The sequence below is a fragment of the Paucimonas lemoignei genome (assembly GCF_004342585.1).
Classification (GTDB): Bacteria; Pseudomonadota; Gammaproteobacteria; order Burkholderiales; family Burkholderiaceae_D; genus Paucimonas; species Paucimonas lemoignei.
On the sequence record NZ_SLZQ01000018.1, the window covers coordinates 1 to 20800 of the forward strand.

Here is a 20800-nt window from a genome sequence, read left to right on the forward strand (position 1 = left end):
GCCAATGATTTGTTCTTCGGTGAATCGCTTCTTCATACTGCCTCCCAAGAGGCAGACTCTACATCAAGTCCGTACTAATCTCGGGTAGCAGGTCACAGGCACGCCTTGAACTAGACAACCGGGATGGCAGCCTGATTCCCGGCATGCTCATGCGCGTACGCCTAGGTACAGACAAGCCGGCTTCCCGCCTTCTTGTTCCCACTGAAGCAGTGATTACAAGCGGTAAACGCTTCGTTGTCCTGGTAGCAGGAGAAAACAATGCCATGCAACCTGTGGTTGTCACGACCGGCCGGGACATCGGCAGCGATACCGAAATACTGAGTGGCTTGAGTGAAGGGCAAAAGGTCGTCGCGTCCGGCCAGTTCCTAATCGACTCCGAGGCGAACCTGAAATCCGTCCTTCCAAAACTCTCGGGTAATCAAGATAAACCGGATACCAAGCCTGCAGCCAAGACCAGTGCTATTTTTCAGGCGGTTGGCAAAGTTGAGCAGGTGACGCCCGAGGCGCTCACTATCTCTCACAATGCCATCCCGGAACTTAAATGGGGCGCAATGACAATGGATTTCGATAAGCCTCGTCCTGACGCATTCCCAGAAATCAAAGCGGGACAGGAAATCCATTTTTCCTTCAAGGAGACTGACGAGGGATACGTGCTTGAAAGCGTGTCGCCATCTCATGGAGGCCACAAATGATTTCTCGAATTATTCGTGAATCCATCGCTCACCGATTCTGGGTATTGCTTGCCGCAGTCGCGGTGGCCGGATGGGGGCTGTGGTCGCTTGGTAAGACACCGTTGGATGCCCTTCCCGACTTGTCGGATACCCAGGTCATCATACGTGCTCAGTATCCAGGCAAAGCACCGCAAATTGTCGAAGACCAGGTCACTTACCCGTTGACCACCGCCTTATTGGCAGTGCCAGGAGCGAAGACTGTCCGAGGATACTCGTTCTTCGGTGATTCCTTTGTCTATGTGCTCTTCGATGACAGCACGGACTTGTACTGGGCACGCTCTCGCGTACTGGAATACCTCAATCAAGTGCAGAGCCGGCTACCGCAAGGGGTACGAGCCGAGCTCGGCCCGGATGGCACTGGCGTAGGCTGGGTCTATGAGTACGCTTTGGTAGACCGTACGGGGCAGCATGACCTGAGCCAATTGCGGGCATTGAACGACTGGTTCATGCGCTTTGAGCTGAAAACGGTTCCTGATGTCTCTGAAGTGGCGAGCATTGGCGGCATGGTGAAACAGTACCAAGTCGTACTTGACCCGGACAAGCTACGTGCATTCGGCATTTCCCATACCAAGGTGATGGATGCCCTATCCAAAGGGAATCAAGAATCTGGCGGGTCGGTTGTGGAAATGGCCGAAACAGAATACATGGTTCGCTCCCGGGGATACTTACGCTCCCTGGAAGACTTCCGCAATGTCCCGCTATCGGTCAATGAGGCAGGTACGCCCGTTATGCTCAGGGATGTCGCCACTGTACGTCTTGGGCCGGAAATGCGCCGTGGTATTGCCGAGCTGAATGGTGAAGGCGAGGTGGCTGGCGGCGTGGTGGTTATGCGCTCCGGTAAGAACGCGCTGGAAACCATTGATGCCGTCAAAGCCAAGCTGGCGACGCTCCAGACCTCACTTCCGAAAGGTGTTGAAGTCGTCGCAACCTACGACCGTTCTAATCTGATTAACGCTGCAGTCAAGAACTTGCGCAACAAGCTCATCGAGGAATTCATCGTCGTTGCTATTGTTTGTGCGATTTTCCTGTTCCACCTGCGCAGCGCCTTTGTCGCCATTGTGTCACTGCCCTTAGGCGTACTTGCCGCGTTCATCGTGATGCGTTACCAGGGTGTCAACGCCAATATCATGTCACTAGGCGGTATCGCCATTGCCATTGGCGCCATGGTCGATGCAGCGATTGTCATGATTGAAAATGCGCATAAGCACTTGGAAAAATACGAGCATGACCATCCAGGGCGGGAGCTTCAAGGCAAAGAACGTTGGTCCTTGATTGCCGAAGCCTCTATCGAGGTTGGACCAGCCTTGTTTTTCTCGCTGCTCATCGTGACCTTGTCCTTTATCCCTGTGTTTGCTTTGGAAGCTCAGGAAGGCAAGCTTTTCTCGCCGTTGGCCTACACCAAAACCTACACGCTTGCAGCAGCCGCCGGATTGGCAATCACCTTGGTGCCTGTCTTAATGGGATACCTCATCCGTGGACGTATTCCTAGTGAAGCATCCAACCCCATCAACCGGGTGTTGATACACGCCTATCGCCCTTTACTGGAGACGAGTTTGCGGCACCCAGTCGCGACCATTGGCATCGCTGTTGTCGCGCTAGTTTTGACGGTCATTCCGCTGTCTCGTCTTGGCGGTGAATTCTTGCCGCCGCTGGATGAAGGGGACCTGCTGTATATGCCTTCGGCGCTACCCGGCTTGTCTGCCTCCAAGGCCAGCGAGCTGCTGCAGCAGACGGACCGGCTCATCAAGACAATACCCGAGGTGCAAACCGTCTTTGGCAAAGCTGGGCGGGCAGAGTCGGCAACCGACCCGGCACCGCTGGAAATGTTCGAAACCACCATCCAGTTCAAGCCTCGTGACCAGTGGCGCCCTGGTATGACACCGGCAAAGCTGGTGGAAGAACTTGATAGCGTCGTGAAGGTGCCCGGTCTTTCCAATGTTTGGGTACCGCCTGTACGCAATCGTATTGACATGCTTTCGACCGGCATTAAGACACCGGTCGGGATTAAGGTGTCCGGACAGGATTTGGCCCAAATCGATAAGATTGCGCAGCAAATTGAGGCTGCCGTGAAACCCGTAGCAGGCGTAACGTCTGCATTGGCAGAGCGTGTTGGTGGCGGGCGCTACATCGATGTCAACATTGACCGGTTACGCGCAGCGCGCTATGGGCTTTCCGTCGCCGATGTGCAATCCGTCGTGTCGTCTGCGATTGGCGGAGAAAACGTTGGCGAAGTGATTGATGGGCGACAACGCTTCCCGATTAACATCCGTTATCCGCAGGATTATCGCAATTCTGTCCAATCGCTGCGGGAATTGTCAGTCGTAACGGAGCGCGGCGCCCAGATTCGCCTTGGTGACGTGGCGGACATCCAGGTGAACGATGGTCCGCCAATGATTCGCAGCGAGAACGCACGTCTTTCTGGCTGGGTTTATGTGGATGTGCGCGGCACCGATTTGCGGACTGCTGTAAAGGCCATGCAAGAAGCGGTTGCCAAAGAGGTCAAGCTCCCTGCTGGATACTCAATTGGCTGGTCAGGTCAGTTCGAGTATATGGAGCGCGCTGCGGCCAAGCTTCAGACGGTGATTCCATTGACCTTGGCTGTCATTTTTATTCTGTTGTATCTGGCATTCAGGTCTACGTCTGAAGCGTTATTGCTCATGTTGACCGTGCCATTTGCCCTTATCGGCGGCTTCTGGTTTATCTGGCTTCTGGGGCATGCTGTGTCCATTGCGACGGCAGTCGGCTTCATTGCCTTGGCCGGATTGGCGGCAGAATTCGGCGTGGTGATGCTGGTGTATCTACGTAACTCTCTTCATCATCGACTACAGGCTGGGCAATCCCTAAGCAAGGAGTTGATTATGGATGCCATACGCGAAGGGGCTGTTCTGCGTGTACGACCCAAAGCAATGACTGTAGCAGTCATCCTGGCTGGCTTATTGCCGATTATGTATGGTTCTGGAGCAGGCTCGGAGGTCATGCAGCGGATAGCAGCACCGATGGTTGGCGGCATGATTACCGCTCCGCTGTTGTCGTTATTTGTCATTCCTGCGGCTTGGCGGCTCCTGCAAGAGCGCAAGCTGCGTAGAATTGGCACTGGCCAGTCATATTAACAAGCACAAGTTTGAGTGCTGGCTGCGGTATTGACTTTTTTATTGCCAATAGAGGAAAGTTTGCCGAACTCGTTTCTGAAAATTGCCGCAGCATGCGGCGTCGTTGCGCTTGCCTTGAGTGCTTTTGCGGGCCAAGAAAAAGGAAATAAGTCTGCGGAAGTTGACAGCACGAGGAAGGCTTGTGGAAGCTCCCATCCTGACAAGAATGCGGCGGAGATGGGTTGCCGGCCCAATCAAGTCAAGATGCCTCTAGCCATGAGCGATGGAGTAGTAGAAGAGGTGGATAAGGAAAACAGAAGCATCACGCTTAGGCATGGCCCTATCAAAAGTGCGACCATTGAGATGGGGCCTATGACCATGCCTTTTCCTGTAAGGGATGCCTCATTATTGGCTAAGGTGAAGGTAGGCGACAAGGTTAGATTCACTGCCGAATTCATTGACAATGAAGCGACAATCACTTCATTGGTTGTTCGCAAGTAGACGGTAATTCAGGCAGTTGGGACGTTAGCCCATTTCAGCTCAACCGTCTTCCTTCACCTGGTTGATTGCGTATTCACATCAATGTGGCCAGTATTTGGCATACTAATTTGCGCAGCTAAAAGTCTTAATACGAAAAGTCTGCTTTCGGCCAGAAGCGGACGTACGCGTCCTCACGGCAACGACGTCACGCGTTCTAGCGAACTTTCATGAAATAGCGCGGGTGCGTGGTTTGGTTTTTCTCAGCGACCTAATGATTACAGCAAGGGCGCGAACCGCTGCTTCCATCTGTTCGTTGCTGAACCCGCCTAAACCAAGAACCAGCCCCGAACGACCATTGCCCTGAGAATACATTGGAGACACAGCGCGCACAGCGACTCCCGCCTCCATAGCGCGTGTAGCTAGCAGGGTGTCGATTATGTCACTCGCTAGCCAGAGCACCAGGTGCATGCCCTGATCACTCGGCTGCAACCATCCCAGGTCCTGGGGAATCCATCGATTGAGCATGCTTATCAACTGACTTCGCCGGTCAGCGTACACACTGCGAATGCGTCGGATGTGCCGGTCAAGATGGCCTTCGTTAATGAAAGCAGCGAGGACGTGCTGGTCGGCGCTTGGTGCATGTCTATCCATGAGCAAGCGCGCACCGCAGAAAGCCGGCACCAAAGCGTCAGGGACGATGGCATAGCCAAGGCGTAGGGACGGAAAAAGGATCTTACTGAAGGTGCCAAGATAAACCACACGATCCGGTGCAAGTCCTTGCAGTGATGGAAATGGGTGGCCAGCATAGCGCAGTTCGCTGTCATAGTCGTCTTCCACGATCCAGGCACCGTTCTTCTGCGCCCAAGCCAGCAGTGCATTCCTGCGCCCCATGCTCATCGGCATCCCCAAGGGGTATTGATGCGAAGGCGTGACGAATGCAGCTCGCGCATGCTTTGCCATGGCGACGCCTGTTTCAACGTCAATGCCGGCATCGTCAACCGGAACGCGCACCATACGATCCTGTCGTCCAGTGCTTTCAAAAATCCCCGTGATACCTCGGTAAGCAGGGTCTTCCACCCAAGCCAGGTCGCCAGCGCCAAGCAGAACCTGGCAGGCAATGTACAAGCCTTGCTGGGTCCCAGACGTGATGATGACTTGGTCAGCGCTGCACTGCACCGAGCGCGACCTCCGGACGTACGCGGCCACCGCTTCCCGAAGAGATTTGACGCCTTGTGGATGGTCGTAGCCCGACGGCGCACCTGATCCGCGAGCACGGATGCGGTTGCCGAGCCGTCTCCACGTTTCGTCGGGTGCCGCTGGCCCGATAGGAACAGAAACAGCAAAGGGTACTGGCGGGAGTGTCGTGAATTGCTCCGCGAATTTAACAAAGCCAGCTGCAGGTGTCGGCAGTACAGGTGGCGCGGCATTGGCTACTGGATTTTGCGAACCTCTATCAGTGGAGCGCGATTTGGCGAGTGCTGACGTCACGCGTGTGCCGGCTCTTGGCTGAGAATCGAGAAATCCCTCGGCGACTAGTTGCTCGTATGCCTCCAGCACTGTACCGCGCGCGATGCCGAGCGAAGTGGCCAACTGTCGGGTTGATGGCAAAAGATCGCCGGGCTTCAAGTTGCCAGCACGTATAGCTTCGCGTAGCGCCTGCGTTAATTGGCGGCCAAGATGCCCGCTTGTGCGGTCCAGCCCGCTAATCGGCGGTAATTCTACGGCTTGGGGGCGCCTTGGCATGTAATTCTGGCCTACTAAAATATGCTGATTGTGGATCTACATGGTAATCCAGAAAATAACGATAATCCAGGCCATACGATGAACCAACGGCAGGGAAGCGCCTAGAGCTCGGCGAACTTGCCACAAGGTCAGGAGAACCGATATGTACGTACCCGCCCATTTCAACGAGTCGCGCCCTGAAGTGTTGCAGGACCTTATCAAGCAGCATCCTTTTGGCATGCTGGTCACACATGGTGCAAGTGGGTTAGATGCCAACCATATTCCTTTTGAACTCAATCCTCAGCAGGGTGAGTTGGGTGTGCTGACTGCCCATGTGGCGCGCGCCAACCCAGTGTGGCAGGATGTCGCTTCTGGCGATGAGGTGCTGGTAGTTTTTCGGGCTGCTGATGCTTATATTTCGCCCAATTGGTATCCGTCCAAGCAGGAGTTCCACAAACAGGTGCCGACCTGGAATTACATGGTAGTCCATGCCTATGGGCGCATCAGCATCCGCGACGACGAGCGCTTCGTACGTGGCGTGGTCGCCCGATTGACCAGAACCCATGAGGCTACTCAGCCGACGCCTTGGAAGATGACCGATGGCCCCAAAGATTACATTGACACCCAGCTCAAAGCAATCGTGGGTCTGGAAATTGAAATCACACGCCTTATCGGCAAGTCAAAACTGAGTCAGAACAGAGAAGTACGTGACCTACGTAGTGCTGGCGAAGCGCTCAAGGCCCAAGGTGATAGTGTGATTGGCGATGCCATGTTGGCCTGTGCTAACACCAAGTCAGCATAACTCCAACCGGTGTCGAGCCATCTGGACTCGAGCAGTCACCCTAGCAGCTTCGGACCAACGCGCGCATCCCAAGAAACACGACAAGCAGGAGATCTCATATGAGTGATACCGACCGTGATTTCATTTTTATCTGCCATGCCGACTTGCCCTGGACGCCGTCAAAGTTCACGCAGGGAGTCGAGGTGAAAAACCTTGGAAAAGCCAATGACCGAGCCATGCAGCTGGTACGCTTTCAGCCTGGTGCCTCGTTTCCAGCACATTTGCATGCGGACGTAGAGTTTTTGTTCATGTTAGAAGGCGAAGTGCTGCAGAACGGCCATAAGCTGCACGCAGGATGCTCCACCGTTGCGCCTGCTGGCACATACGATACTGAGTTCATCAGCCCGTCAGGTTGTACCTTCTTGTTGATATATGCTTTGAGCACTAGCGACAGATTCAACGCTCAGACAAGTTAGCCAAAATTTAAGGTTTATTCAGGACCCAAGCCATGCTTCCATCCATTACCTTCCTGCTCACCGCGACACTCCTGGCCATTACGCCCGGACCGGGCATTGCCTATGTTGTAGCTCGTACAGTTGCCGGTGGAAGGGCAGAAGGAATTGCATCCTGTATCGGCACCGCCATTGGCGGAATGGCCCATGTCTTGGCAGCTGCACTAGGCCTGTCTCTACTGCTTGCCCAGTCTGCTCTTGCCTACACCATCGTGAAATACCTTGGGGCGGCTTACTTAATTTACCTCGGCGTTAAAATTCTTGTCTCGCGTGCTGCATCTACGGAATTGCCAACGATTGAGCGAGCAGGAACAAGCAAGGCACTGAGAGATGGCGTTCTTGTTGAGGCACTCAATGTAAAGACTGCGATGTTCTTTCTTGCCTTCATTCCCCAGTTCGTATCAGCCAACCATGCATTGGCATCGCAATTCATTTTGCTCGGAACGATTTGTGTCCTACTTAATGCCGCGGTAGATGTGTTGGCTGTGCTTGCTGCAAACCGTTTCGTTGCCTCTGGCACAGCTAAAGCGACAAGAGAGCGATTACTGTCACGAGTGTCTGGAGCCACCATGCTTTCTCTTGGATTGATTGTGGCCGCAGCCAATCGAGAAAGTTAGAGCTAAAACACTGTTCATTCCAGCTTCATAATTTCCGGACTATCAATCACTATGGCAATCACAAACTCTATTTATTCCTCGACCTTTATTTTCGCCAAAGGCCAATATGACGAGGAGTTTTATAAGTTGGATGAAGAAATTGCAGCGGTAGCCAAGTCCATTCCCGGCTATATTGGAGAGGAAGCCTGGGAAAACCCGAGCAACGGATTGATCTCAAACGTCTACTACTGGGAATCTATAGAAGCCTTGCAACAATTGGTCTCGCATCCTAAACACCGAGAGGCAAAAGAAAAGCAATCCAAGTGGCTCGCCGGCTATCAGGTCGTCATTTCCCAAGTTCTACGCACATATGGCGATTCAAAGCTCGCAGATTTGCTTCCCAAACTTTCCACATCCTAATTTGCGTGTTATGTCCGCTTCGGGTCGGAAGCGGACCTTTGCCAATGACTGCTTCCGACCCAAAGCGTACTATTACCCCAGCGGCCTTAATATACTTTAGTCTGATCTACCTGGCTGATGCCAAAGGGAGGACGGAATGCACTCGCTTTTGGCAGCATGAGGCATTACGAAACTCATTCCCTTTTAAAACTTGTTAGAAGCTTTAAATAAAAGCCTTAATTAACATCCCAATTCCAACCGCCACCGCTACCGTTGCAAATCCTTTCTGCAAATGCTCTCCCTTGAGAGAGTGAGAAATGATTTTCCCCATGATTATTCCCCCCACCGCTCCCCCTGCAAACGGCAAGGCGGTCAACCAGTCAAAGTTGCCGGAGGATGCGCTAAATATCACACCGCTCACTGCAATGAGCGCAGTTACGGCCAGCGAGGTGGCAATAATCGATTGCGTATCCAGGTCGCTATAGCGGCGCAGGCATGGCACCATCACGAAACCACCGCCTACGCCAAGCAACCCGGAAAGCAGCCCGGCGACGGCACCTGCGGTGCCTAAAGCACGGGCACATTGACTCGTCCAGACAAAGCGCCCATCGGCTGCGCTACGCACGCAAGGCAATGCCTCGGCACAGTCGATCCCCTGGGCCGGTTCGGGTTCGTTGGCTTGTCTGAACGTCCGGTAGGCGACGAATAACAGAACTGCGCCAAAAATCACGCTCAGCCATTGTGCGTCGGTGCGCTTGGCTAGCCACACGCCTACTGGCGACAGTACGACGCCCATTGCCGCCATCAATAACGCCGCGCGGTAACGTACAACGCCTTCCTTCAGACCTAATACCGTCCCCAGCAAGGCAGCGATACCGACGGCTAACAATCCGATTGGACCTGCATCAGCAACACTCATGTGCAGGCCGAATACCAATAAAGGCACTGCCAATATGCCCCCGCCGGCGCCGGTCAGCGCCATGATCGCACCGACAATCAAACCCAAGCCGATATTAGCCGCCATGGTTAGCTCGCCGTAGACGCCTTCGATAGTCCTATCCGATCCTGGATCTCGTAAATCGCCATTCCAGCGAGCATGGCGAGAACGAAGAGCAAGGGCTTGCTACTGCCTGTCGCCAGCGAGGCCAGCGCAGGCCCAGGGCAATATCCGGCCAATCCCCATCCAATTCCAAAGGTCATGCCGCCTAACACCAGGCGACAGTCGATCTGGGTGGCCGTCGGCATACGCATGACGTCGCCCAGAAGGGACTTTTCGCGGTCAGAAGCAAATTGAAAGGCGAAGGAAGCAACTAGGATCGCTCCTCCCATCACAAATACGAGCGATGGATCCCAAGTGCCGGCCAAATCCAGAAAGCCGAGCACTTTGGCAGGATTGGTCATCCCGGAAATAATCAAGCCGATACTGAAGATTACGCCGGTGACAAATGCCATGACGAGTTGCATGATGACTCCTTAACCCAAAAGATGGCGTACAACAAAGACGGTCGCGAACCCCGCCAGCATGAAAGCGGCGGTCGCCACCAGCGATCTTGGCGACCGCCGCGACAGACCGCAGACGCCATGGCCGCTAGTACATCCTGAGCCGTAACGTGTTCCTACTCCGACCAGCAAACCTGCTAAGACCAGCGTGGTTGTATTGGCATCAATGCGGACTTCTGGAAGCCCGATGATTAATCCATAGAGAACCGGTGCGATCACCAGCCCGAACAGAAAGGCAAAGCGCCAAGCGATATCGCCTTTGACGGGCCGTAACAGGCCGCCCAGAATGCCGCTGATACCGGCGATACGCCCATTAAAGAGTAGGAAAACCGCCGTCGCCAATCCAATTAGGATGCCGCCGCCCAACGATGTCCATGGGGTAAAGTTTGCCCAATCTATAGTCATTTCCTTGCTCCTTTACCACGATGGCAATACAGCTCGTACAAGACTTGCAGCACAGCCAATGCTTCCTTGCTGGCGATGGTGTAGTAAATCTGCTTGCCTTCCCGGCGTGTCATAACGAGTTGCTCCTCACGTAAAACCGTTAGCTGCTGCGAAAGCGTCGGCTGCGTGACGCCAGTCAACTCTTCAAGCTCGCTCACGCAAAACTCGCCCTGCGTCATTTGACATAGAAGCAATAGCCGGTCAGGGTTCGACAGGACCTTTAATAGGCCTGTTGCCTCCAAAGCTGCTGCCTGCAAGGCTGCCAAATCAATCTGCTGCATATTTCCTTAATAGTCTGTATCCACCATGGTGGTGGGATCTTTAAACATTATATGAACTTATATATTATTATCTTATCAGACGTTGCAAGGAGCCGCTTAGTTCAATGTGATGTCTGAAGTTTTGCAGAGCAGCGGACTCACCAGGTAAAGCAGCGCTTTTCCACAATGAATGACGAAGCTGAGCCATTGAATAACATTTACTTCGATTGGAGGTTGGCATGTTTACGTATGCAGAAGATCCCACCAAATTCAGCGCTGACCGTGTCCGGCGTTCTACCGCCATTGATCTCAACGACAGGATCGACAGAGTTACAGAAAGCAATATCCAACGTTATGCCAACAGCAACCATTCGACAATTCTGAAACGCATTGAAGAGTTGGATAAGGAATGGGATGTAGAGCGGGTCCTGGAAGTCAATGCGTCCACGCTGGCATTGACCGGTTTGGCATTGAGCTTAACCGTGAACAAAAAGTGGCTTGCCTTGCCTGCGGTGGTGATGGGATTTTTGTTTCAGCATGGCGTACAGGGCTGGTGCCCGCCTTTACCGATCCTGCGACGTCTCGGCATACGCACACGCAGCGAAATCGACCGCGAAAAGTATGCGCTGAAAGACCTCATGGCACGTCGCTGATTTTTTCTGAATGGGAGTAGCCATGATTTTCCGCCAGTTGTTTGAACCCTTATCGAGTACCTATACTTATTTGCTGGGATGCGAAGACACCGGACAAGCGATACTGATTGATCCGGTGATCTCAGCGATGGAACGGGATCTCGCTGAAATCCATCGTTTGGGATTGAAGCTTGCTTATAGCGTCGACACCCATATTCACGCCGACCATATTACTGCGGCCATGCACCTGAAAAAGGAAGTAGGCAGCAAGATTGCGGTTCCCGCACATGACCGCCTTCCCTGCGCAGACGTCGGCATCGAGGAAGGTAAACCATTCCAAATGGGTAGCATTACGCTGCAGCCGCTCCACACTCCTGGGCACACCGATGGTCATTTCGCCTATTTGTTTGGCGATAGACTTTTTACCGGGGATGCCCTATTGATTGAAGGCTGCGGGCGAACCGATTTTCAGAACGGCGATGCGGATGCGTTATATAAAAGCGTGCGGGAAAAGCTCTTTACCTTGCCGGATGAAACGCTGGTCTACCCGGCGCACGATTATAAAGATCGCTTCGTGTCATCCATCGCACAAGAGAAGAAACGCAATCCACGCCTGGGTGGGGACAAAACGCTCGAAGAATTTAAGGAGATTATGGCAAATCTGAATCTGCCATACCCAAAGTTTATTGATTACGCGGTGCCAGGCAATAAACAATGCGGCGTCTGTCCAAGTGATCTGCCCGAAAATCTGGACAAATACTGTCAGCAAATGACGGAAAGTCCACAAGGATAACCGCCTTCAGTGCATTGAAAGGATTAATCATGGAACGGTTCAAACAGATTGGCGAAGACGTGTTCATTGGCCCTCAGCCGACGGCCGCAGATCTGAAGGAAGCCAAGCAACGGGGCATTGCAACAGTGATTGATTTTCGCATGCCGGCAGAGACGTCTGCATCCAATGAGGAACTAGCAAAAAGCTGCGGACTGGACTACGCTAATATTCCCGTCAATAAGGAGTCGCTGTCCAAGGAGCAGATTAGCCAGCTAGATGAAGTCATGCAGCACAAACGAGGTCCGTTTCTACTACATTGCGGAATCGGGACGCGGGCGGCGACGCTGTATGCGTTAAAGCTCGCATCCCAGCATCACTGGAATGCCGAGCAAACCTTTGAAGCGGCGAATTCCATGGGATTTGATTTACAAAGTTCGCCCCAATTTGCCGAGTTCGTGGCCCGCGCAACAGAGAACCACACACCTGCCAAATAACCAGATGTGATGGCGTTACAAGTCGCTTTTGTTAGCGCTTAGAAATCCTACTACTTTTGCGTCACTTTCCACTGTTTTTTCCAAGCCTCCATTTTTTTCATGTCTTCCTGCTGGCTGGCTTTCATTTTCTCCGCCATATCCTTCACTTCTTGATGGGTAAACTTTGGCATCATGGCGCTACTGATCTTGATCGCTTGCTGGTGATGGCGAGTCATCATGTCTAAAAACATTTTGTCAAAGGTCTCACCTTTGCTGTTTTCGAGCTTTTGCATACTTGTTTGTCTGCCTTTCATAGCCCCTCTCATACCAGGCATTTGCATGTTGGCAGCGCTTCCCTGATCTGCAAATAGCTTCTGCCTGACTTCTTGCATTTGATTGATATCTTGACGCTGCTCATCGATCATTTTTTTAGCAAAGGATTTCAGTTCATCATGGGCCGCTCTGGACTCAACAAGCTCCGCCATCTTGATGCCTTGCGCGTGGTGCGTTGTCATGGTATCCAGAAATTGTTGATCCGCAGGAGCCTTATCCGGATTGGCGTGGCGTTGCATGCCAGGCCCACCTTGATGCATGCCGGTTTGTGGCCATTGAGTTCCTGATTCGCTTTGGCCTTGTGCTGAGGCTGGGCCGGCCAATATCAAGGCTGCAACCATAATTGTCAGTGTTTTATAAGTCGGCATAAGAATTCCCATCAAAATTAACACTCCTGCGATACATCCCCTCTTGCTAATATCTGCAGACATGGGTGCCTGTAAAAAACGGTAGCAGCTGCAGCTCATTGAAGTGTCACGCCGCAACACCTATCGTTGGAAGGCCCGTATTTAGCTTAGGTCTGGAGCTCATCTAGGACTTGAGGCCACGCAAAGCTGCTAACGCAAATGAAATCTGGCGGGCCTGATTGAACGTACTTCGCGACGATGAATTCCAATCATTTAGTTGCGAATAGTGTTTCCATTATTGCTAAATGCGACTAAATTACAAATCAGTAGTAGTCGCACTGAAGAGGTCTTCCCCTCGTTTTGAAGAATTCTTCCTATGCAAACTGAACCTTCTTTTTCCAGGCCAAAATCTCAACCACTTGCTGAAGAGACGTTGACAAAGGCGTTAAAACGCATTGCCAATGCAGTTTTCATCACTGACAAGGCAGGACATATCGTTTGGGTAAACGATGCGTTCAGTCGCTTATCGGGATACACTGAAGCTGAAGTAATCGGTTCTTCACCCACGATTCTCAATTCCGGCAAACAAAGCCATATGTTTTATAGTGATTTATGGCACACAATTTTGCTAGGCAAAACATGGCGCGGTATTGTGGTAGATCGGCGCAAAGACGGCATGCTGTATACGGCCGACGAAATTATCACGCCCTTGGTTGATGATGAGGGCAATATCACTCATTTCATAGCCATCCAGCACGACATTACCCCGCGCTCCCAGGAGCATGAGCGGGAATCGTTTCTTGCTTACCATGATGTTCTCACCGGACTATCGAATCGCGAATATTTCCTGAGCAAACAACAACAGGCAATGTATCAGGCGAGCCGAAACCATCAAATGGTCGGATTGCTATTCCTGGACCTGGATCGGTTCAAGCTTATTAACGATACGCTCGGGCATACGGTTGGGGATGCGCTCCTGGTAGCAGTCGCAGAAAGATTGCGCTCTGCCGTCCGGAAAGATGATGTGGTTGCACGTTTTGGCGGCGATGAATTTGCCATACTCGTGTCGGAGATTCATGATATCCAGGTTGTCCTGACGTTGGCCAGAAAGCTTCTGGAAGTGCTGTCCCACCAGTTCGTACTCGGCGGGCATACCATTCACACCTACGCAAGCATCGGTATCGCGATATATCCAAACGGTTCGGACGATCCGGAGGCATTGCTCGCTCAGGCTGACCAGGCCATGTACCAGGCAAAAAAGGATGGCGGCAACAGATTTCAGCTTTATGCGCCAGTTGCGTCTGAAATGCATTAACAAAGCCAATGCCCTGAGGTTGGATCATGGTCGTAGACTAATTGAGGGGCAAGCTAAGCAGCACCGTACTGCCATCATTCGATGTCTTGACACTGAACCCGAATCGATTCGCCAAGCGCAGCAAATTCACATTTGTGCAGAGTGTCTCGCCAACGAGCTGCTGCAATTCGCGGGCATGACAATAGCCAATCAGCTTTGTCATCAGGATCGTACCAAGGCCCTGCCCTTTCAAATCTGAACGCACCGTCACCGCAAACTCGGCACTGATATTGTCAGGATCAGCCACGCACCGCGACACGCCCAGCATCTCGGCGCCACGGTCAGCACGCATTCTGATAGCCACGAATGCCATTTCGCGGTCGTAATCGATTTGCGTGAGACGTGCCAGCCGAGACGCTTCCAGCTCTCTCATTGCGACGAAAAACCGGTTGCGCACATCTTCCTGAGTCAAAGCGTGAAAAAATTCCAGATGCGCTGGCCCATCTTCCGGCCTGATCGGTCGCAGCAAGATCTGCTCGGCATGCCACGTAATCCACTCCTCAAGTTCGGAAGGATAAGGGCGAATCGCTAACCGGTCTACGCTCTCCGGGTATGCCGGCTGCACTCTGATTCGCGCGTCGAGTGCAATCACCCCGCCTGCATCGGCAACCAAGGGATTGATATCGAGTTCGACGATTTCCGGAACATCCACGATCAGTTCCGAGATCTGCACCAGAGTGCGATAGATCGCATCCATATCCGCAGGAGCACGATTGCGGTAACCTCCAAGAAGCTTGGCGATGCGTGTGCGCCACACCAGGTCTTCGGCCAGTACTTGATTGAGTGGGGGCAACGCGATCGCATGGTCCTTGATTACTTCCACAGCGATTCCTCCCTGCCCGAACATAATGACTGGACCGAACAGGGAATCGGTTGCGACGCCAATAATCAATTCCCGTCCTTCCGGACGCCGTGCCATAGATTGCACTGAAAATCCCGTTGATCTGGCATTTGGCATCAGTTCCCGAAGACGTAACATCATCAGTTCGCCCGCCAAACGCACCGCCTGGCCGGTATCCAGGTCGAGTGCCACGCCGCCCACATCAGATTTGTGAATCACATCTGGAGACAGTATTTTGAGTGCGACAGGATAGCCGATTGCCTCCGCAGCCTGCACTGCGTCGTCTACGGTGACAACCTCCCGGGTCTTCACCACCGGAATGCCATAAGCGGCGAGCACGGTCTTGGCTTCGGGCTCCGACAGCATCTCGCGCCCGGATGAAAGGGCAAGCCTTATCACATTACGCGCAGAGTCGCGATTGATAAGATCTGCCTTGGGGATTGAGGCCGGCACCTGCATCAGGAGTTCCTGATTGCGCCGGTATCGAACCATTTGCAGGAAACCGCGGATGGCATTCTCCGGGGTTTCATAGGTCGGAACACCGATCTGCGAAAAGCTGCGCCGTGCATCGAGCACCGCGTCCCCGCCAAACCAGCACGACAGTACGTTGCGGGAAGAATGGCGTACGACCGGGGACAGAATCCTGGCGATGTCATCACTTGGCACGATTGCGGTCGGCGCATGGATCAGCAAGGTGGCGTCAACTTCCGGGTCCTGGTTCAGGATTTCCATTGCTTGTGCATAGCGCTCACCAGGGGCATCGCCAATGATGTCGACCGGATTGCTGTGCGACCAGTTTGGCGGCAGGACCCGTTCAAGGTTTTCCATGCTTTTCCGTGAAAGCACGGCAAGCCTCCCGCCCCCTTCGATCAGTGAATCGGTTGCGATCACGCCGGGGCCGCCTCCATTGGTCAGGATCGCCAGACGATCGCCGTTCAGCGGGCGCATGCGGGCCAGGGTTTCGACGGCATCGAAGAGTTCCTCCGTGGACAAGACGCGTATCATGCCGGCACGACGAATGGCTGCGTCATAGACTTCATCGGAACCTGCCAGGGCGCCGGTATGCGAACTTGCCGCCTTTGCCCCTTCTGACATGCGGCCAGCCTTGATCACGATGGTTGGTTTGCTGCGCGCGGCTGCACGCGCCGCCGACATGAACTTGCGCGCATGGGTGATCGCTTCCATATACAGCAGGATCGACTCCGTTTCGCCATCACCGGCCAGATAATCGAGCAAATCGCCAAAATCCACATCGGCGCCATCTCCAAGCGAAATAAATTTCGAAAAGCCGATCCCGCGTGATTTCGCCCAATCGAGAATGCCAGTTACCATGGCGCCGGATTGGGAAACGAAGGCAATCTTTCCGGGAATGGCATTCACATGAGCGAAACTGGCATTGAGCTTCATATGCGGGACCAGCAAACCGACGCAGTTGGGACCGAGTATGCGCAACAGATAAGGTTTGGATGCGGCAAGCATCAACTCTTGCATGGAATTACCTTGCCTATCCGTCACCACGGTCAAACCCGCAGTCAGCACTACTGCCGCCCTGGTCCCGCATTTGCCCAGTTCACGAATCAATCCGGGTACGCTTTCAGGCGGAGTACAAATTATTGCCAGATCCGGCGCGAGCGGCAGCTTTCCCACCCGGGAGTACACTTTCCTGCCTGCCAAAGTACTGTGCTTTAAATTAACGGGAAAAATATCCCCGGCAAAGCCACCGGCGATCAGATTATTGAATACCGTCGCCCCTACGCTATGCAGCCTATCCGAGGCGCCGATGACCGCTACCGAATTTGGGTGGAATAAGTGGAACAGATTCCGAATGGTCATGATACGGATGCGTTTTCGGGGTTAAGGAATGAGTACGGCGGCGCCGTCAAATGCACCGTCGCGCAGCGCGTTCAATGCGTCATTGGCACGCGTTAACGGAAACGGAATCGGCATCGTCTTCAAGGGTATGTGATCCGCGATCTGGAAAAACGCCCTGCCGTCTTCCCGCGTCAGATTCGCCACCGAGCGCACGGAGCGCTCTCCCCAAAGGATCGCGTAGGGAAAAGCCGGCAGATCCGACATGTGGATTCCCGCGCATATCACCGTTCCTCCCTTGCGGGTGACAGTCAATGCCTGTGGCACCAGTGCCCCGACCGGAGCGAAAATAATGGCTGCGTCCAGTTCGGCCGGCGGCCGGGCATCTGCATTTCCAGCCCAGGTGACACCCAGTGATCGGGCGAAGTCTTGGGAACGGGAGTCTCCTGGCCGTGTAAAGGCAAAAACCTGTTGTCCACGATGCCGTGCTACCTGGCTGATGATATGTGCCGCCGCGCCAAAGCCATAAAAGCCTATTCGTTCGGCATCCCCTGCCATGGCGTAAGCGCGATAGCCGATTAGGCCGGCACATAACAGCGGCGCGACATGCATGTCATCATAGCGCTCCGGGACATGGAAGCAATAGCGTGCATCCGCGACCAAGTATTCCGCATAGCCACCATCGTGGTCAAATCCCGTGAATCGAATATCGTTGCACAGGTTTTCATGCTCGGCCAGGCAGAACCGGCAATGACCGCAACTGCCGGCCAGCCACGGCACACCTACCCTGTCATTGATCGCAAATTCCTGTGCAGACGTCCCTCGCTCCACAACAGTTCCAACGACTTCATGCCCGAGGGTCAGCGGCAAATGGTGCGGCACAAGATCGCCATCCGCTATATGTAAATCGGTACGGCACACTCCGCAAGCCCGGACCTGAATCAGGATCTCATGCTCTCGCGGAACGGGCAGCACAAGCTTTACGCATGTAAGCGGCTGGCCGACCTGCTCCAGTTGCATGGCTACCATATTCATCTGCGGCCTCTCACAATTTATTGAACATGAAAAGCAGGTTTCGAAGTCATACTTGGCTCAAAATGCGTGTAAAAGATCTTCTTCGCCACTTCTACAACGACCAGATACACCAAGACCAACGCCCCGATAACGCCGTAGTACGGCCAGGAAAGACGAACAAACCCGAAATACGCCCCCAAGCTTGATATTGGAAGAAGTATGGCGATGCCTAAAATCGCTAGTGATATAACGATCAAGCTTGGGTGTGGCCGGCTTTGGAATGAATTTAAGCTCGTGCGTATGATGAAAATCACCAGTATCTGAGTTGCCAGGGATTCGACGAACCATCCTGTCTGAAACATTTGCTCGTTTGCATGCATTACATGGAGCAGTAAATAGAAAGTCAGAAAATCGAAAAGCGAACTTACTGGCCCCAGGATCAACATAAATTTCAGCAGGAATGACATGTCCCACTTTTGCGGCATGGTCATCTCCCGTTTATCCACTTTATCGAAAGGAATGACAGTGCCAGCCAGGTCGTACAAGATATTATTCAGCAGAATTTGCACGGGCAGCATCGGCAGAAATGGCAGGAACAGCACCGCGCCAGCCATGCTGAACATGTTGCCGAAATTCGAACTGGCACCCATCATGATGTATTTGCGTACATTGCCGAAGGTGCGACGTCCTTCCAATACACCACCGGCTATCACGCCCAGGTCCTGCTGAAGCAGGATCAGATCGGCAGCTTCGCGCGCGACGTCGACTGCGGTATCGACAGAAATGCCGACGTCGGCATTGTGAAGCGCAGGTGCATCATTGATCCCGTCGCCCAGATAGCCGATGACATGTCCATTGGCTTTTAATGCCAGAATTATCCGGTTTTTCTGCATGGGATTGACCCGGCAAAACAAGTCAGCCGATTCGACCCGGTTGCGCAGCGTCGCATCATCCATCTGCGCGAGTTCCTGCCCCATGAGCACTCCGGAAACCCGCAACTTCAGCGATTTACAAATATATTCCGTTACGAGTTCGCTATCGCCTGTCACAACCTTGACTTTCACGGCATACTGAGCCAGCTTTTCCATCGCGGCCGTCGCGCTGTGTTTGGGCGGATCCAGGAAGGCCAAAAATCCCATCAGTGTCAGCTCGTCCTCATCTTCCAGCCGGGCATGATCGCGGTCGAGCGGCATCTCCTTGACCGCCACCGCCAGCGTCCGAAAGCCATCCTTTTCCAGGGAATTCAGCTGACTGTGCACCTGAGCTAGAAGGCCAGCATCCATCGGCACGGCACTAACCTCCAGATGTTCGGGGTCCAGACAAACCGAGGTGCAATGAGCCAGCACGTCCGATGGCGCGCCTTTCAAAATCAGCCACCGGCGTTCCCCGTCCTGGGCATGATATGCCAGCAGCACCGACAGGCGGCGCCTTTCGAAGTCAAACGGCACTTCATCAAGTTTCCGCCATCCGGATACATCAATTGATTCATGCGCCAGCACGGCATCTTCCAGCGGCGTTCGCAGCCCGGATTCAAAGAAACAGTTCAGCCATGCATAGCGCAATACCGTTTCGCTTGATTTGCCATGGATGTCGAGATGGCACTCCAGCCGGATACTTCCCTCTGTCAGTGTGCCAGTCTTGTCCGTGCAAAAAACATCGATTGCCCCGAGATCATGAATGGCTGACAGGCGCTTGACCACCACATGATTCCCGGACAAACGCAAGGCCCCGCGCGAAAGCGTGACAGTAACGATCACGGGCAGTAATTCCGGCGTCAGCCCGACTGCCAGCGCCAACGCAAACATAAATGATTCAAGATGCGGCCGTTGCATAATCAGGTTGACTACGACGACAAAGCCAACAAGCATTATGGTAATGCGCAGGATGAGCATGCCGAACTGGCGGATTTCCCGCTCAAATGCGGTTTCCGCCCTTCGTTCGGTAACGGCCTGTGCCACGTGTCCAATCTCGGTTTGCGAACCGGTCGCGCAAACTAGCACTGTCGCTTGTCCTGAGATGACACTGGAACCCATAAATACCGCATTTGCGGCATCATGCAATTCATCGGTAGCAGGAACGATGTGGGAATTTTTTTCTACCGGATAGGCTTCGCCGGTAATTGCCGCCTGCTGGATAAAAAAGTCCTGCGCCGACAACACTCTGCCATCCGCTGGAACCAACTGACCGGCGCGTAGCACCACAATATCGCCCGGCACAATTAGTCGCGCATCTGTGTCCTGCTCTTTTCCGCCGCGAATTACGGTAGCATGCAGCGCCACGGACTGTTTCAGTTTCTCCGCCGTTCTCTCGGCACGATGTTCTTGAATAAAGTCGAGCAATACGCTTAGCAATACCATCGTGGCAATGATTGCAGAGCCAACGGCATCGCCTGTGGCGGCAGAAATTGCACCCGCAAACAATAAAAGCAGGATCAATGGACTATTGAATCTTTGAATGAACTGTAGGAACAGATGGGGACGAGGGTGGTCGCGGAAGCTGTTCAGCCCGAAACGTGAAAGCCGTTCTTCTGCTTGAGTAGGCGATAATCCTTCCCGGCTTGTGTCGAGCGCGGCAATGTTTTTATCTAGGGGATAACGCCACCACGGGTGCTTGCCATCGACAAATTCTCCCCTTCCAAACTCTGAGGAATGACGAGCTATCAAATGTGCTGCTGGCGGAGTTGCCACGGTTATTGCTGCACCGGCGAGGGC

20 protein-coding genes are annotated in these 20800 nt (G+C 53.4%); 11 read left to right on the forward strand and 9 right to left on the reverse strand.

What is annotated here, in order from left to right; genetic code table 11:
• Positions 1-77: 77 nt before the first annotated feature.
• Genes EDC30_RS18120 through EDC30_RS19845 form a run of 3 tightly spaced genes read left to right on the forward strand, consistent with a single transcriptional unit; the run spans position 78 to position 4321 of the window.
• The gene (locus EDC30_RS18120) at positions 78-692 is read left to right on the forward strand and encodes a copper-binding protein (protein ID WP_481348064.1); all 615 of its coding nucleotides are present in this window, start codon (positions 78-80) and stop codon (positions 690-692) included.
• Positions 689-3841, forward strand: a complete 3153-nt coding sequence (locus EDC30_RS18125; RefSeq protein WP_132260276.1) for an efflux RND transporter permease subunit — start codon at positions 689-691, stop codon at positions 3839-3841. Before EDC30_RS18120 ends, EDC30_RS18125 begins: the two co-directional genes overlap by 4 nt.
• 15 nt (positions 3842-3856) lie before the next feature.
• The gene (locus EDC30_RS19845) at positions 3857-4321 is read left to right on the forward strand and encodes a copper-binding protein (RefSeq protein WP_243656854.1); all 465 of its coding nucleotides are present in this window, start codon (positions 3857-3859) and stop codon (positions 4319-4321) included.
• A 204-nt stretch (positions 4322-4525) separates the two neighbouring features.
• Here the strand turns inward: EDC30_RS19845 and pdxR are convergent, their stop codons facing one another.
• Entirely contained in the window at positions 4526-6043 is a 1518-nt protein-coding gene (pdxR, locus tag EDC30_RS18135; protein WP_132260277.1) for a MocR-like pyridoxine biosynthesis transcription factor PdxR, read from the reverse strand.
• 142 nt (positions 6044-6185) lie between these two features.
• On the opposite strand from pdxR, the gene EDC30_RS18140 reads away from it, so the two are divergent.
• The 4 genes from EDC30_RS18140 (at position 6186) to EDC30_RS18155 (ending at position 8331) form a co-directional block, all read left to right on the forward strand.
• On the forward strand, positions 6186-6824 hold the full coding sequence (locus tag EDC30_RS18140) for an FMN-binding negative transcriptional regulator (RefSeq protein ID WP_132260278.1): 639 nt from the start codon (positions 6186-6188) through the stop codon (positions 6822-6824).
• 98 nt (positions 6825-6922) lie between these two features.
• On the forward strand, positions 6923-7279 hold the full coding sequence (locus EDC30_RS18145; protein WP_132260279.1) for a cupin domain-containing protein: 357 nt from the start codon (positions 6923-6925) through the stop codon (positions 7277-7279).
• Positions 7280-7311: 32 nt separating this feature from the next.
• Complete coding sequence (locus EDC30_RS18150) at positions 7312-7932, forward strand: LysE family translocator (protein WP_132260280.1); 621 nt, start codon at positions 7312-7314, stop codon at positions 7930-7932.
• Positions 7933-8001: 69 nt separating this feature from the next.
• Entirely contained in the window at positions 8002-8331 is a 330-nt protein-coding gene (locus tag EDC30_RS18155; protein ID WP_132260326.1) for an antibiotic biosynthesis monooxygenase family protein, read from the forward strand.
• Between the two features lie 202 nt (positions 8332-8533).
• Here the strand turns inward: EDC30_RS18155 and EDC30_RS18160 are convergent, their stop codons facing one another.
• Genes EDC30_RS18160 through EDC30_RS18175 form a run of 4 tightly spaced genes read right to left on the reverse strand, consistent with a single transcriptional unit; the run spans position 8534 to position 10535 of the window.
• A complete protein-coding gene (locus EDC30_RS18160) occupies positions 8534-9334 on the reverse strand; it encodes a sulfite exporter TauE/SafE family protein (RefSeq protein WP_132260281.1) in 801 nt (266 codons plus the stop codon).
• A 2-nt stretch (positions 9335-9336) separates the two neighbouring features.
• Positions 9337-9774, reverse strand: a complete 438-nt coding sequence (locus EDC30_RS18165; protein WP_132260282.1) for a YeeE/YedE family protein — start codon at positions 9772-9774, stop codon at positions 9337-9339.
• Between the two features lie 9 nt (positions 9775-9783).
• Positions 9784-10215: a YeeE/YedE family protein gene (locus EDC30_RS18170; protein ID WP_132260283.1), complete on the reverse strand. Its 432-nt coding sequence runs from the start codon at positions 10213-10215 to the stop codon at positions 9784-9786.
• Positions 10212-10535: an ArsR/SmtB family transcription factor gene (locus EDC30_RS18175; RefSeq protein ID WP_132260284.1), complete on the reverse strand. Its 324-nt coding sequence runs from the start codon at positions 10533-10535 to the stop codon at positions 10212-10214. The genes EDC30_RS18170 and EDC30_RS18175 overlap by 4 nt, the downstream gene beginning before the upstream one ends.
• A gap of 218 nt (positions 10536-10753) precedes the next feature.
• On the opposite strand from EDC30_RS18175, the gene EDC30_RS18180 reads away from it, so the two are divergent.
• Genes EDC30_RS18180 through EDC30_RS18190 form a run of 3 tightly spaced genes read left to right on the forward strand, consistent with a single transcriptional unit; the run spans position 10754 to position 12412 of the window.
• Positions 10754-11167 carry a hypothetical protein gene (locus EDC30_RS18180; protein ID WP_132260285.1) on the forward strand — a complete coding sequence of 138 codons (414 nt, stop codon included), beginning with the start codon at positions 10754-10756 and terminating at the stop codon, positions 11165-11167.
• 22 nt (positions 11168-11189) lie between these two features.
• Positions 11190-11939, forward strand: coding sequence for an MBL fold metallo-hydrolase (locus tag EDC30_RS18185; RefSeq protein ID WP_132260286.1), 750 nt, complete (start codon positions 11190-11192; stop codon positions 11937-11939).
• Between the two features lie 29 nt (positions 11940-11968).
• Positions 11969-12412, forward strand: a complete 444-nt coding sequence (locus EDC30_RS18190) for a protein tyrosine phosphatase family protein (protein WP_132260287.1) — start codon at positions 11969-11971, stop codon at positions 12410-12412.
• Positions 12413-12462: 50 nt separating this feature from the next.
• Here EDC30_RS18190 and EDC30_RS18195 read toward each other — a convergent pair whose 3' ends face one another.
• Positions 12463-13155 carry a DUF305 domain-containing protein gene (locus tag EDC30_RS18195; RefSeq protein ID WP_165973874.1) on the reverse strand — a complete coding sequence of 231 codons (693 nt, stop codon included), beginning with the start codon at positions 13153-13155 and terminating at the stop codon, positions 12463-12465.
• Between the two features lie 292 nt (positions 13156-13447).
• Between EDC30_RS18195 and EDC30_RS18200 the strand changes: the two genes are divergently transcribed.
• Complete coding sequence (locus EDC30_RS18200; protein WP_132260289.1) at positions 13448-14386, forward strand: diguanylate cyclase domain-containing protein; 939 nt, start codon at positions 13448-13450, stop codon at positions 14384-14386.
• Positions 14387-14423: 37 nt separating this feature from the next.
• Here EDC30_RS18200 and EDC30_RS18205 read toward each other — a convergent pair whose 3' ends face one another.
• The 3 genes from EDC30_RS18205 to mgtA are packed head-to-tail and all read right to left on the reverse strand — an operon-like array spanning position 14424 to position 20776.
• Positions 14424-17099 (reverse strand): bifunctional acetate--CoA ligase family protein/GNAT family N-acetyltransferase, encoded by a 2676-nt coding sequence (locus tag EDC30_RS18205; protein ID WP_132260290.1) that lies wholly within the window; start codon positions 17097-17099, stop codon positions 14424-14426.
• A 21-nt stretch (positions 17100-17120) separates the two neighbouring features.
• Positions 17121-18104, reverse strand: a complete 984-nt coding sequence (locus EDC30_RS18210; RefSeq protein WP_132260327.1) for a zinc-dependent alcohol dehydrogenase family protein — start codon at positions 18102-18104, stop codon at positions 17121-17123.
• Between the two features lie 23 nt (positions 18105-18127).
• A complete protein-coding gene (gene mgtA, locus EDC30_RS18215) occupies positions 18128-20776 on the reverse strand; it encodes a magnesium-translocating P-type ATPase (protein WP_243656855.1) in 2649 nt (882 codons plus the stop codon).
• Positions 20777-20800: the final 24 nt, after the last annotated feature.